Annotated in this window: 10 protein-coding genes and 1 pseudogene; 4 read left to right on the top strand and 7 right to left on the bottom strand. The window is 64.4% G+C overall.

Annotated elements, in window-relative coordinates; translation table 11 throughout:
• Positions 1-10: 10 nt before the first annotated feature.
• The 5 genes from FHW83_RS11345 to FHW83_RS30675 all read right to left on the bottom strand — a co-directional run bounded on the left by FHW83_RS11345 (position 11) and on the right by FHW83_RS30675 (position 8,496).
• The gene (locus FHW83_RS11345) at positions 11-1,789 is read right to left on the bottom strand and encodes an IlvD/Edd family dehydratase (protein WP_176646455.1); all 1,779 of its coding nucleotides are present in this window, start codon (positions 1,787-1,789) and stop codon (positions 11-13) included.
• Positions 1,779-3,746: an SDR family oxidoreductase gene (locus FHW83_RS31220; RefSeq protein WP_308936747.1), complete on the bottom strand. Its 1,968-nt coding sequence runs from the start codon at positions 3,744-3,746 to the stop codon at positions 1,779-1,781. Before FHW83_RS31220 ends, FHW83_RS11345 begins: the two co-directional genes overlap by 11 nt.
• Positions 3,747-3,839: 93 nt before the next feature.
• Positions 3,840-5,054: a XylR family transcriptional regulator gene (locus tag FHW83_RS11335; protein WP_176646453.1), complete on the bottom strand. Its 1,215-nt coding sequence runs from the start codon at positions 5,052-5,054 to the stop codon at positions 3,840-3,842.
• A gap of 125 nt (positions 5,055-5,179) precedes the next feature.
• Entirely contained in the window at positions 5,180-7,060 is a 1,881-nt protein-coding gene (locus tag FHW83_RS30680; RefSeq protein ID WP_229224127.1) for an exo-alpha-sialidase, read from the bottom strand.
• Positions 7,060-8,496: a GDSL-type esterase/lipase family protein gene (locus tag FHW83_RS30675; RefSeq protein ID WP_229224126.1), complete on the bottom strand. Its 1,437-nt coding sequence runs from the start codon at positions 8,494-8,496 to the stop codon at positions 7,060-7,062. Before FHW83_RS30675 ends, FHW83_RS30680 begins: the two co-directional genes overlap by 1 nt.
• Before the next feature lie 135 nt (positions 8,497-8,631).
• Here FHW83_RS30675 and FHW83_RS11325 point away from each other — a divergent pair, with 135 nt between their 5' ends.
• On the top strand, positions 8,632-9,027 hold the full coding sequence (locus tag FHW83_RS11325) for a hypothetical protein (protein ID WP_176646452.1): 396 nt from the start codon (positions 8,632-8,634) through the stop codon (positions 9,025-9,027).
• 3 nt (positions 9,028-9,030) lie between these two features.
• A pseudogene (locus FHW83_RS30670) lies at positions 9,031-9,684 on the top strand (hypothetical protein); the annotation flags it as partial.
• On the opposite strand, the gene FHW83_RS11315 reads toward FHW83_RS30670, so the two are convergent.
• Positions 9,606-11,333 carry a glycoside hydrolase family 43 protein gene (locus tag FHW83_RS11315; RefSeq protein ID WP_218106249.1) on the bottom strand — a complete coding sequence of 576 codons (1,728 nt, stop codon included), beginning with the start codon at positions 11,331-11,333 and terminating at the stop codon, positions 9,606-9,608. The pseudogene FHW83_RS30670 and the gene FHW83_RS11315 overlap by 79 nt on opposite strands.
• Positions 11,330-12,544 (bottom strand): MFS transporter, encoded by a 1,215-nt coding sequence (locus FHW83_RS11310; RefSeq protein WP_229224125.1) that lies wholly within the window; start codon positions 12,542-12,544, stop codon positions 11,330-11,332. Before FHW83_RS11310 ends, FHW83_RS11315 begins: the two co-directional genes overlap by 4 nt.
• Before the next feature lie 222 nt (positions 12,545-12,766).
• Here FHW83_RS11310 and udk (FHW83_RS11305) point away from each other — a divergent pair, with 222 nt between their 5' ends.
• Positions 12,767-13,408 carry a uridine kinase gene (udk, locus tag FHW83_RS11305; protein WP_176646449.1) on the top strand — a complete coding sequence of 214 codons (642 nt, stop codon included), beginning with the start codon at positions 12,767-12,769 and terminating at the stop codon, positions 13,406-13,408.
• A gap of 38 nt (positions 13,409-13,446) precedes the next feature.
• Positions 13,447-14,088, top strand: a complete 642-nt coding sequence (gene udk, locus FHW83_RS11300) for a uridine kinase (protein WP_176646448.1) — start codon at positions 13,447-13,449, stop codon at positions 14,086-14,088.
• The last annotated feature ends 75 nt before the right edge of the window (positions 14,089-14,163 follow it).

Genomic DNA, 14,163 nt, shown 5'->3' with positions numbered 1-14,163 from the left:
CCGGTTGTACCTAGTGATTGTGGCGTGCCATGTCATTTGCCACGCCACGATATGGTACAGCGAGTTCCATGCAAGCGCCCGACTCCATCTGGCCTACCGTGCTGCGGTAGATTTCCTGCCACGGCGTCTGGCTTGCGGGGACCGGCGGGATGCCGTCCTGCTTGCGGCGCTCCCACTCGGCCGGATCGACCAGCGCGTCGCAGCGGCCCGCGTTCAGGTCGACGCGGATACGGTCGCCGGTGCGCAGCCACGCCAGCCCGCCGCCCACCGCGCTCTCCGGCGAGGCGTTGAGGATCGACGGACTGTCCGAGGTGCCGGACTGGCGGCCGTCGCCCAGCGTCGGCAGCCAGTTGATGCCGCGTTTGACCAGCGCGTCGGGCGGCTGCATGTTGACCACCTCCGCCGAGCCGGGCCAGCCCACCGGGCCGGCGCCGCGTATCACCAGGATGCAGTCCTCGTCGATGTTCAGCGAAGGGTCGTTGATGCGCGCGTGGTAGTCGCCCGAACCATCGAACACGATGGCGCGCGATTCGAAGATATTCTCCCGCCCCGGTGTGCTCAGGTAGCGCGCGCGGAAGGCCGGCGAGATCACGCTGGTCTTCATGATGGCGAAGTCGAACAGGTTGCCGCTCAGGACGAAGAAGCCCGCGTCTTCCTTCAACGGCGCGTTGAACGGGAAGATCACTTCGCGGTCCAAGGTTTCGCGGCCCACCAGGTTTTCCTTCATGCTGCGGCCTGTGACGGTGGCGCGCTCGGAACGCAGCATGCCCTGCTGCTCCAGCTCCCACATCACGGCCGGCACGCCGCCGGCGCGGTGGAAGCGCTCCCCGAGGAATTTGCCGGCCGGCTGCATGTTCAGCAGCAGCGGCACCTTGTGGCCGTACTCCATCCAGTCGCTGGAGCGCAGCTCGACGCCGGCATGGCGCGCCATGGCGACGATGTGCTGCTGGGCGTTGGTGGAACCGCCGATGGCGGCGTTGACCACGATGGCGTCGAGGAAGGCTTCGCGCGTCAGGATGCTGGACGGCTTGATGTCCTGCTTCGCCATCTCCACGATGCGGCGGCCGGTCTCGTAAGCCATCTGGCCGCGTTCGCGGTACGGCGCGGGAATCGCCGAGCAGCCGGTCAGCGACATGCCCAGCGCTTCCGCGATGGCGTTCATGGTCGACGCCGTGCCCATGGTGTTGCAGTGCCCCGCCGACGGCGCCGAGGCGGCGGCGATCTGCAGGAACTTGTCGTTGTCGATCTGCCCCGCCGCCAGCTGGCGGCGGCCCTTCCAGATGGCGGCGCCGGAGCCGGCCAGCTCACCTTCGAACCAGCCGTCCAGCATCGGCCCTCCGGACAGCACGATGGCGGGAATATCCACCGTGGCGGCGGCCATCAGCTGCGACGGCGTGGTCTTGTCGCAGCCGGTGGTCAGCACCACCGCGTCGATCGGATAGCCGTGCAGGATCTCGACCAATCCCATGTAGGCGAGATTGCGGTCGATGGCGGCGGTCGGACGGCGGCAGTTTTCAAAGATCGGATGCAGCGGGAACTCCATCGCGATGCCGCCCGCGTCGCGGATGCCGTCGCGCACGCGCTTGGCCAGCTCCAGGTGGATGCGGTTGCACGGGCTGATGTCGCTGCCCGATTGCGCGATGCCGATGATGGGGCGGCCGGAGCGCAGCTCTTCCGGCGTGATCCCGTAGTTCATGAAGCGCTCCAGATACAGCGCGGTCATGTCGATGTGGTCCGGGTTGTCGAACCAGTCCTGCGAGCGGTAGCGGCGCGTCATGTCATGCACCATACCAGCCGGCGTCCACGAAGTACTCGCGGCCGGAGCAGCGCGCCGCGCTGTCGGAAGCGAGGAACAGCGTCAGCGCCGCCACGTCGGCGATCTCCACACGCTGCGGCAGACATTGGCCGGCCAGGATGCGCGCTTCTTCTTCCGGCGTATGCCACAGCGCTTCCTGGCGCGGCGTGCGCACGCCGCCAGGAATGACGGCGTTGACACGGATGTTGTCGCGGCCCAGATCGCGCGCCATGCCGCGCGTCATGCCCTCGATGGCCGCCTTGGCGGTCATGTACAAAGTCAGGTCCGGCAAGGCCAAGTGCCACGAGATGGAACCGAAATTCAGAATCACGCCGCCGCCCGCCTCTTGCATGCCCGGCACCACGGCCTGCGCGCAGAAGTACAGGTGGCGCAGGTTGACCGCCATGCGGTTTTCCCAGTACGCCGGCGTTACGTCCTTGATGGCGTGGCGGTCATCATTGGCGGCGTTGTTGATCAATACATCAACCGGGCCGATATCGCTGAACACCTTGCCCAGACGATCGAGATCGGTCAGATCGCAGTGCACGAACCTGGGCGGCGCCGACAAGGCCGAAAGACGCGCCTGCAGTTCCAGCGAATCCTTTTCCGCGATATCGAGGAACGTCACCTGCGCGCCCTGGCGCGCGAAGGCTTCCACGATGCCGGCGCCGATGCCGCTGCCGCCGCCGGTGATCACCACCCGCTTGCCGTTCAGGCTAGGATAGATCGCCTGCTCCGGCGTGGTCTGCGGCTTGGCCTTGGCGCTGGCCGAACGCGCGCCGATGCCGCTGCGCGCGCGTTCCAGCAAGGCGCGCACGCCGTAGGTCCACGGCGCGATGGCGTCGCTGCGCTGCACGTGGTTGACCAGCGCACCCAGCGACGGGGTGGAGATGGTCACGCGGTCGCCCAAGTGGTGGGTGAAACCGCCGCCCGCCGCGTCGCGGTCTTTGATCGGCGAAAACATGGTGCCGAGGAACAGCATGAAACCGTCCGGGTACTGGTGATGGCGGCCGCACACCTGGCTCACCAGGTCCAGCGGATCGCGGCTGATCTCGCGCATGCGGCTGGTGCCTGCCAATTGGAAGTCATCATCCTTCCCTTCGATCAGCATGCTCAGTTCCGCGTCGCGCACGGTGTCGATGGTGAAGTGTTCGTCGAACAGGCGGATGAACGGGCCGATGGCGCACGAGCCGTTGTTGTCCTTGGCCTTGCCCAGCAGGAGCGCGCTGCGGCCTTCGATGTCGCGCAGGTTGACGTCGTTGCCCAGCGTGGCGCCCAGCACCTGCGCCTTGCTGTTGACGGCCAAGACGACTTCCGGCTCCGGGTTGTTCCATTTCGAATCCGGGTGCAGACCCACGTCCGCGCCCACGCCCACGGCCGACATGGGCTGCGACTTGGAGAACACTTCCGCATCCGGACCAATGCCCACTTCCATGTACGGCGACCACAGGCCGCGCGCGATCAGGTCTTCCTTCAGCTTTTGCGCGGCCGGCGAACCGGGTTTGATGGCGGACAGGTCGGAGCCGATGATGTTCTGGATTTCCGCGCGCAGCGCATGGGCGCGCGACGGATCGCCGGCCGCCTGCTCTTCGATCACGCGTTCCAGCAGGCTCACCGCGAAGGTCACGCCGCAAGCCTTGATCGCCTGCAGGTCGCACGGCGCCAGCAGGCGCGGCGCGCTGGCGTCATTGACGTCGTTGCGCAGCGCGGCGGCCAGCAGGTCCTGCACCGGCCCCAGCGAAACGCCGGGCGCGGAACGGGCGACGTCCAGCGCGTCCGGGCGTTCCAGCAGGTCGGACATGGTGGGCGCGTGCGTGGAGATGTCGAACACCTCGCCGGCGCGTACCGCGACCACGCAAGGTCCGTTGATTTCACCGTGGCGCCATACGCGGCCCACCAGTACTGCGCGCGCCGCGTCCACCGGCAGCAGCGAATTGATTTGTGTTTCCAAGGTCGAATCTCCAGGCATCTAGCGAATAGCTGAGGATTTTGACCCGCTCAAACATTAGCCGCAATTACGAAAATCACCAAGCGCGGTCATAATTTACGCCGCCAGTTCAGGCGGAGGCAGCGCCGAGCCGTCGTCGACGATGCCCATCATGGCGCGATCCTGGTAGGTGCGCGGCGTGCATCCCAGCTCGCGCTTGAACACCGCGTGCATGTACTGCACCGACGTGAAGCCGCAACACAGGGCCACCTCGGCGATGCTGCGCTCACCGCGCGTCAGCATCGAGGTGGCGGCATCGAGCTTGAAGCGCAGGATCACATCATGCACGCTGCAATTGAGCTCCTGCCGGAAGTAGGACTCCAGCGACGAGCGCGAAATGCCCACGTATTCCGCCACCTGGTGCGTCTTGATGCCCTGGCAGGCGTACTGGCGGATGAAGTGGCGCGCGCGCATCACGTGCGGATGCTTGGGCGCCTCGTGCTGGGTCGAGGCCAGCACGTTGATGCCGACAGGCGGCACCAGCACGCGCGTGCCGCTCATGCGCACCCCATGCAGCATCTGGTCAAGCAAGTGGGCGGCGGTGCGGCCCATCTCCTGCGCGCCCTGGATCACGGAGCTCAACGGGATGCGGGTCAGCATGCGCGCCAGCGGATCGTTGTCGATGCCGATCAGCGCCACCTGCTCCGGCACCGCGATGCCGGCCATGATACAAGCCTGCATCAACTGGCGCGCGCGCGCGTCCGTCACGGCGATGATGCCGACCGGCTTGGGCAGGCTATGCAGCCACTTGATCTGCTGATCCACCGCCTCGTCCCACGACGGCGCGCTGGTGCCCAGGCCGCGGTAGATGTGCGGCTCCATCTTGTCCTGCTTCATGAGCGCGCGGAAGGCGTGCTCGCGCTCCTGCGCCCAGCGGTTCTCCTGCGCCTCCGGCAGCGAGAACATGGCGAAGTGGCGCAGGCCGGCCTCGATCAGGTGATCGCGCGCCATCTTGATCAGCTTGAAGTTATCGGTGGCCACGTACGGCACGTCCTCGGGATAGGCCGACTGGTTCTCGTACGAGCCGCCCACCGCCACCACCGGGATGCGGCTGCGCGTCAACGCCTCGGCCACGGCCGGGTCGTCGAAGTCGGCGATGATGCCGTCGCCCTGCCAGCGCTCGATGCCGGGCAGACGCAGTCGAAAATCCTCTTCCAGGAACAAGTCCCAGGATGCGCGCGTGGAGCTCAGGTACGCGGCGATGCCCGCGATCACTTCGCGATCGAATATCTTATTTGCATTAAACAGCAGCGCAATCCGGTGTGACTTCATCTGCATATCAACTACCCCGTTCCAAGACGTGTATGGCCGTCCCGATGGTACATGGCGTCCGGATGGTGCAGATATGAAAAATTTCGCTTGATCCATAACGAAATTGACTAAATTCTTTAAAGAAATTACGTTTTCGGCTTGCCGAACACGATGCCGCGACCGGCCGTGCTCATGTAAACCACGCCAAAGGTGTTCATGTCGCCGATCACGAACTGGGCGTCGCCGGGACCGCCGTACTGGTGCTGGTCATCGTTGATGCGCAACCAGGAGGCGCCGCGATCGGTGGAGCGGAACACGCCGCGCACGCCGCCGACGTCGCCCCAGATGTAGACCGTGGGGTAGTCCGCGCCCGGCGCGGCCTTGCCGAAGCCGACCGCCGCTGCATAGCTGACAACATTCAGTCGACTGAAGTTGGCGCCGGAGTCGGTGCTGCGGACCAGGCCGCCGTCGTACAGCGCCACCCAGACATCGCCCTCGCGCCCCGGCACCGCGCGCACGGCTTTCGAGCCCTTGGCCGTGGCCAGCACCGCGGCCGACGGCGCGAAGCTGGCGCCGCCGTCGGTGCTCACCAGCAGACGGTCGCCGGCCAGCGCGTAGAACTTGCGCGGGTTGACCGGGTCGGCGACGGCGCGGCCGCGTTCGGTATGCAGGCCGCGCACCTCGCTCCAGGTCGCGCCCTCGTCCGTGCTGCGGTGGCAGGTGGTGGATTGCTCCGGGCAGTGCACGATGACCTTGCCATCGGCGCTCAAGGCCACCTGGCCCTTGATGCCGCGCATGGTGGCGGTCTTCTTCCAGCTCAGCGCCATGTCGTGCGAGATATACATCGACGTGCCGGCGCGCACCACCACGTTCGGCTGTTGCGCCGCGTAGTCCAGGCCCCAGGTGGTGCCCATGGTCGGCGTGTGGATCGGCGCGTACTGCGTCACGTCGGTGTGGCGGAAGCCGTCGTAGTCGCCAATGGCGGAAATCACCGGCCCGCCGGGGATGCTGACCAGGTTCAGCGGCACCGATTCCTCCAGCCCCATGTCCTCGAACTTCCACACCGGCTTGTCGGCATGGATGTCGGTGGAGACGAACACGCCGTTGCCGGACACCGTCATCAGGCGCTTGCTGTCGAACGGATCGAACTCGATGCTGGCGGTCCAGTGGATGAAGCTGCCGGCAATCCAGCTGACGCCGTTCGCGTCGATCTGCACGCCGTTGGCGACGATGCTTTTCCAGCTCTTGCCGCCGTCCAGCGTTTCATAGAACTGGTCGCCGATGCCGCCGCGCATCTGGTAATAGGAAATGGTGGACACCACCATGCGCTGCGGATTGTCGGGCGCGACGGTGATACCGGCGTAGGCGCGGTTGAGCGGCGGCGAGATGTCGGCCCAGCGGCCGCTGGCGATATCGTATTGCCACACGCCGCCCTCCTCCAGCGCCTCGCCCTTGGCCTTGTCCGCGTGCGGACCGGCCCCCTGCGCGAAGGTCACCACCAGCTTGCCGTTGGCCACCACCGCGCGATGCGGCATCAGCCTGGCGGGGCCGCCCCGCATCAGCGTGAAGGTGTTGCCGCCGTCGGCGGACATATACATATTGTCGCCATAGCGCGAAACGCCGGCGTAGATCTTGCCGCCGTCCAGCAGCACGAAGCTGATGCCGTTGTGGTTGTTGGTGGTGGTGACGTCCAGGCCGTCGAGACGCCGCCAGGTCAGGCCCTCGTCGGTGCTCTTGAACAAGCCGTTGGCGCGCGTGCCGATGTAGAGGATCTTGCCGTTGGCGGGATCGACCTGCAGCTTCTCGCCGTTGCCGCGTCCCATGCCGTTGCCGTGCACCTTGAACTGGCTGGTGACGTCGATGCGCTGGAAGGTCTGGCCGTAGTCGTCCGACTTGAGGATGGCGCTGGCGCCGCCGTTGAGGTAGGCGATGCCGGCGGACATGTAGAGCTTGTTGGGCGATGAAGGATCGATCGCCAGCGATTCAATGCCGAGCAGGCCGGTGTCCTTATCGGACACCCAATCCATCAGCGGAATCCAGCGTTTTTTTTTACGTCCCAGCGATAGGCGCCGCCGACGTCGGTGCGGGCGTAGATCAATCCCGGCTCGGTCTTGCTGGTGACCAGTCCCGAGACAAAGCCGCTGCCGCCGATCGACACGTTATCCCACGCGTACTGCGCGGCCGCCGGCAGCAGCTTGGCCAGTTCCGGCGCCATGGCCTTGGCCCAGATCTCGTAGCCCTTCTCGTTCGGGTGCAGCAGGTCCGGCATGATGTCGCGCGACAGCGAGCCATCCGGTTGCAGGAAAGCCTGGTTGATGTTGGCGAAGAACACCTTCTGGTTGTCGGCGTAACCGGCGATGATGGCGTTGACCTTGTCGTTAATCTGGCGCAGGTTGTCGTCCGGCTTTTCGCCGCGCGGGAAAATCGCCAGCAGCAGGATCTTGGTGTTCGGCAGGCGCTTGCGCAGTTCCTCGATATTGCGCTTGATGCCGGCCGCGGTGGTCTTCGGATCTTCCTGGCGGTGGCCCGTGTTATTGGTGCCGAACATGAGCACCGCGACTTTCGGGTCGAGGCTGTCCACCTCGCCGTGTAGCAGGCGCCACAGCACGTTCTCGGTGCGGTCGCCGCCAAAGCCGAGCGCGATGCCGTTGAGTGGTTTGTAATAGCGGTCCCAGATCGGCGCGCCGCTCTTTTCCCAGCCCTCGGTGATGGAATCGCCGATGAACACCACCTGCGCGCTCTTGCCGAGTTGCTTGGCCTCGGCCAGCTTCTTCTCGTGGCGCGGCGTCCACCAGCTGATCGACCACGACTCGTTCAGCTTGTCCGGCGTGACGGATACGGTTTTGTAATCCGGGCAGCTGACGTTGGGCTTGCCGGTCATTTGATACTTGATGTTGGCGATGGCGACCTTGCCCTTGCCGGTGCCGTTCAGTTCGAACGGCTGGGTGATCTTGCTGAAATCGTCGCCCTCGCGATAGAAGCAGCTGGCTGACATCACCAGGTGCTGCCAGCCCTTGCCGGCCGCCGCGCGCGCGGGGATCACGTAAGGCACGCTGCGCTCGCAATTCTCGCCGCAGCTGAGGCGGAAGCTCAGGCCGCCCTCGGACAGCTCATCCACATTGAGGTCCAGCGCCAGCACGCCCTTGGCCAGGTAGGGCCGCAGATCGACCGGCTTGCCGCCCTGCACCCGCAGGCTGGCATACCAGGCCTTGTTCCAGTTCAACGTGAGCGCATCGCCCTTCTTCGCCTTGGCCGACTTGCTGACCGCGATCACCTTCTCCGGCTCCTTGGGCAGGTTGGCGATCTCGACCTTGTCGCCCTCCAGGGTCTTGCTGGAGTCGGCGTCGGAAATGCTGATGCGGCCGGACGCGAGCGGATGGCCGGCATAGACGTTCAGATCGCTGGGCGCCGCGAACGCGGACGAGGACAAGACAGCCAGGGCGGCGGCAAGGCGGATATGCATGGGAAATGTCTCAGGGATTTTTATGCGCACCATTGTGCTGGCACCAGCCACGCGCTGCAATTACGAAATTCACCAACCGACGCAATAATATTGACAGCGGACCGAACTTGTCGGGCATGGGAGGTCTAACCATTCATGACTCTGTCAACCAACATCGAAGCCACAATGGGCTGTCGGATAACGTCAGTAGAAACGACGTTCGCCAATTTCGTCAAATTAATTGACGAGCGGCAAAGAATTGCGGACGCGCACCATCAAGCATCCGAGGCCCGCATGGACCGGATCGAAGCCATGCTGGCGGAAATCCGGGCGGAAATCCGCAGCTTACGCAGCACCATCATCGTCACCGCCATCAGCAGTGTGCTGGCGGCCGTGCTGGGCATCTCGGCCACCAATGCCGCGCTCTACGCCAACATGCGGGCCACGTTCGAAACTGGCAAGGAAACCGCTGTCTTCCAGGCTCAAGTCGTCAAGCTGGCAGAAGAGACCATTGCGCTGGCGAAGAAAATGGAGGCGGAAAAGAAAAAATAAATCATGGCGCCGGTGTTAGCAAACGCACATTGTGCCGGACTGAGCAGCAATAGACTTAACTCTCCTGCAAGAAAAATTTCCAACATTCACGAGGAGAAGTCCATGCGTCTGCTTACCTGTTCGTGCCTGCTCGCCGGCAGCCTCGTGCTCAGCGCGCTGCCGGCCGCCGCACAAAACACCATCGACCAAAACCAGCCGGAAAAAGCCACCAAGATGGCGGGCCTGTACCAACCCGGCCTGGCGCAATCGTTCCAGACCGAGGCCGCGACCATCAGCGGCGCCGGCGTGCAGCTGTGGCAGACCGAGGAAAGCGGCCCGGTCACCATCGCACTATGGGACGGCTTGCCCACGCAGGGCGGCACCAAGCTGGCCGAAGGCGAGGCACGCGGCATGGGCACCTTGTGGGTGGACACCTTCTGGACGCCGGTCAAAGCCGAGGCGGGCAAAACCTACTACCTCACCTTCAGCGGCGACATCCCCTACTTCATCCTCGGCGGCTCGCTGAACGACTACCAGCACGGCATGGCCTACGCCAACGACTACACCCCATTCGCCCAGTTCGACTACACCTTCCGCACCTACGCCGGCCCGGCGCCCGCTCCTGCGGCGCCTGTGCCCGAACCAGCCACGGCCGCGATGCTGCTGGCGGGCTTGTGCGCTGTTTCAGCCTCGTCGCTAACACGTCGCGGGTCGAGGCAAAACGGCCGCTCGCGATAGTCGAAGTAATCGAAGTCCGCGTGCAGGCCCGTTCCCGCCATATCCTGGCAAGCCATGCCGACAAAGGCGCCCGTGAAGTTGGGCTGCCCCGGCGCATTGGCTTCGTCGGACAGAATGCTCGCATCGAACTGCTGCGGCAGCCATTGCCAGTCGCCGCCATCCAGGCGATAGCCGAAGTACAGGCGCTCTTCATCGACCTCCACACGCAACTCCACCGGCACGCCTGACGGCAGCGCGATCGGCGTGGTGAAGGCGTCGGTCTGCACATGATTGGGCAGGCTGCTCATCACGCGCAAATGCTTGCCCACCTCGTCATCATGCGTGATGTAGAGATAATGGAACTTGGCCGCGCCGTAGTAGCACACCAGTCCAGCCTGCTGCTGATAATGCTCGGGCTCGAACTCCACCAGCGTACCCGCGCTGTAGCAATGCGACTGCTGACGGCGCGCCACCAGCGCCTGGCGGAACTGGCTACCCAGCGTCTCGCGGCCGAACAGGCGCAGGTGTCCGGGCCGCGCGCTCAGGCTGAACAACTCTTCCGGCCACGGCGAACGCAGCCACTGGAAAGCCAGCGGCAGTCGTGGCGCGTCGAAATCCTCGCGCGCCGGCGCTTGCGCGAAGCGATGCTCCGGCAACGCCGGCGCCAAGGCCTGCGGCTCGGGCGTGCCGGCGCCGTCGGCCGTGCGCAGCCAGCCATCCTCGCCCCACACCATCGGCTGGATCGCCGTCTCGCGGCCCAGCGTGCAGGTGCCGCGATTGCGCAGCGGCCGGCCGCACAGGTAGACCATATAGGTTTGCCCGTCCGGCGTCTCCACCAGATCGCCGTGCCCCGCCCGCTGCAGCGCCACATCCGGCCGATGGCGCGCGCTGAGAATGGTCACGTCGGGATGCAGCTCATACGGCCCCAGTAGATTGCGCGAACGCGCCATGGTGACACCGTGATTCCAGCCAGTGCCGCCCTCCGCCGTCAGCAGATAGTAATAGCCGTCGCGCTTGTACAGGTGCGGCCCTTCGGTCAGCCCGTGGGGTGTGCCCTTGAAAATATTCTCGCGCTTGCCGATCAGCTTGCCGTCCGCATACTCCTGCAGCACGATGCCGGCGAAGCGGTTGCTGCCGGGACGGTGATCCCACAGCTGGTTGAGCACATACTTGCGGCCATCGTCGTCATGGAACAGCGAGGGATCGAAACCGCTGCTGTTGAGGTACACCGGATCGGACCACGGCCCCTCGATGCTGGGGCTGGTCACCAGATAGTTGTGGAAATCGCGCAGGGACGCGCCGCCGGCGGCGCCCCCGGTCGAGGTGCGGCCGTAACGCTTGACGTCGGTGTAGATCAGCCAGAACAAGCCATCCGCATAGGTGAGGCACGGCGCCCACACGCCGCACGAATCCGGCGCGCCCAGCATATTGAGCTGGCTGGCGCGCGTGAGCGGGCGCGTCAGCAGGCGCCAGTTGACCAGATCGCGCGAATGATGAATCTGCACGCCCGGATACCACTCGAAGGTGGAAGTCGCGATGTAATAATCGTCGCCCACGCGCACGATGGAGGGATCGGGATTGAAGCCGGTGAGGATGGGATTCTGAATCATGCGGTTTTTTCTCGTACCAAAGTCCAAAGCAACAGCGCCGCCACCAGATCCAGCACGGCCAGGCTGATGAAGAAAGGCGTATAACCCACGGTGGCCATCAGGCCGCCGATCAGCAGCGAAAACAGCAGCAGGCCGAAATTGCCGAAGGTGCCGCACATGCCGGCCACCGTCGCCACCTCGTTGCGGCGGAACAGGTCGGACGACATGGTAATCACCGTGACCGACAGCGTCTGGTGCGCGAAGCCGGCCAGGCTCAGCAAGGCGATCGCCGCGTAAGGGCTATCGACGTAGCCGACGAAGGCCACGCCCATCATCATCGTCGCCCCCAGCGTGAAAGCGCCGCGCCGCGCGTTAATCAGGCGCACGCCGCGCTTCTGCAAGGCCAGCACCACGACCGGCCCGAACAGGCAACCCAGATCGGCGGCGAGGAAAGGCAGCCAGGCGAACATCGCGATCTGCGCCAGATCGAAATGGCGCACCGTGGTCAGGTACAGCGGCACCCAGAACGACAGCGTGCCCCAGGCCGGATCGGCCAGGAAACGCGGCAGCGCGATACCCCAGAAATTGCGCATCTTGAGAATACTGAGGATGGAAGGACGCTTGCCGTCGCCTTCCAGATGCTGCTCCTGGCCGGCGGCGATATGTTGCGCCTCCTCGGCCGACAGGCGGCGATGGCGCGCCGGCGCATCGTACAGCAGCAGCCACAGCGCCACCCAGATCAAGCCGAGCGCGCCGGTGATCACGAAAGCCGACTGCCAGTTATAGTGCAGAATCGCCCACACCACCAGCGGCGGCGCCAGCATCGAACCGAACGAAGCGCCGATATTGAAAATACCGCCGGCCATGCCGCGCTCCTTGGCCGGGAACCAGATCGACACCGCCTTCATGCCGGCCGGATTGGCCGAGCCCTCGGCCAGGCCGAGCAAGCCGCGCAGGACCGCCAGCGTCTGCCAATTGGTGGCCATGCCGTGAAACATGCAGATGACCGACCAGGCCGCGGCGAACATGGCGAAGCCGAGTTTCAGGCCGATCACATCGAGCACATAGCCGCACAGCGGCTGCAGCATGATCATGCCCTGGAAGGCGGCTGTGATGTACGAATACTCCTTGGTGGAGATATGGAGTTCAGTGAGCAGCGTCGGCGCCGCGACCGCCAGCGTGCTGCGCGTCAGATAATTAATGACCGCGCCCAGCATGATCAAGCCGATCATCCACCAGCGTAGTCCCCGGACCTTGGCACCAAACATGTTTGCGCAATCATTTAATGATGGGAGTGCAAAGATAGCACACAATTCCGCAAAATGATTGCGCAATCGCCAATCCGGGGTCAGGTCCTCCATTCCGTCATCCGCGCCGCACTTTTGATTTGGCTCAAGGCGTGTTTTGGCGCTCATGGCCTTGGCCCTCGGGTCGCGGTTCCGGTATCATTCGGCATGAACAAGATTTCTTTCCAACCGTTTGTGATTGGCGTCGCCGGCGGCAGCGGCAGCGGCAAGTCGACGGTGTCCCAACAAGTGCTGGCGTCGTTCGGCGCCGATATGGTCTCGGTCGTGATGCAGGACGACTACTATTGCGCCCAGACCCACCTCACCCCGGAAGTCCGCCGCCAGCAGAACTACGACCATCCCCAGGCTTTCGACTGGCCCTTGCTGGTACAGCACGTCCAGGCCTTGCGCAATGGCCAAGCGATCGAGATGCCGGAGTACGACTTCACCATCGACAACCGCTCCAACCGCACCATTCCCGTCAAGCCAGCCCCGGTCATCGTGATCGAAGGCCTGTTCGCGCTGTACGACGCGGACTTGCGCGACATGATGTCGCTGAAGATTTTCGTCGACACCGCGTCCGACATCCGCTTCATCCGCCGCATGCAGCGCGACATCACCGAGCGCGGCCGCTCGGTGCAGAGCGTGGTCGGCCAGTACCTGGACACCGTCCGTCCGATGCACAAGCAATTCATCGAGCCGACCAAGCGCTACGCCGATCTGATTATTCCGCACGGCGCCAACGGGCCGGCCGTCGATATGATCACCACCAAGGTGGCCAGCGTGATCGGCCAGTTGCAGCGGCCCTGATTTTGCCGGCACGGCCACGGCATACGGTATCATTCGGCATGAACAAGATTTCTTTCCAACCGTTTATTATTGGCGTCGCAGGCGGTAGCGGCAGTGGCAAGTCCACTGTGTCCCAGAAAGTATTGGCCGCGTTTGGCGCGGATATGGTCTCGGTGGTGATGCAGGATGACTACTACTGCGACCAGACCCACCTCCCCCCCGAGGTCCGCAACCAGAAGAATTACGACCATCCGGAAGCGTTCGAATGGCCGCTGCTGGTGCAGCACGTCCAGGCCTTGCGCAATGGCGAGGCGATCGACATGCCGGAGTACGACTTCACGATCCACAACCGCTCCAACCGCACCATTCCGGTCAAGCCGGCCCCGGTCATCGTGATCGAAGGCCTGTTCGCCCTGTACGACCCGGATTTGCGCGACATGATGTCGCTGAAGATTTTCGTCGACACCGCCTCCGACATCCGCTTCATCCGCCGCATGCAGCGCGATATCACCGAGCGCGGCCGCTCGGTCGAAAGCGTCATCGGCCAGTATCTGGAAACGGTACGCCCGATGCACAAGCAATTCATCGAGCCGACCAAGCGCCACGCCGACATCATCATCCCGCACGGCGCCAATGGCCCGGCGGTCGACATGATCACCACCAAGGTGGCCAGCGTGATCGGTCAGTTGCAGCAGCCCTGAGTCCCGCCCGGATCCTCCCGCGCCGGGCGTTGCGTGCGCACCATTGCAAGGTCCTGCTCAACAGAGTACCTTAGG

Source organism: Duganella sp. SG902 (genome assembly GCF_013376005.1).
Lineage (GTDB): Bacteria > Pseudomonadota > Gammaproteobacteria > Burkholderiales > Burkholderiaceae_D > Rugamonas.
Note: the sequence above shows the minus strand (reverse complement) of the source record. Positions and strands in the feature narration are given on the sequence as shown.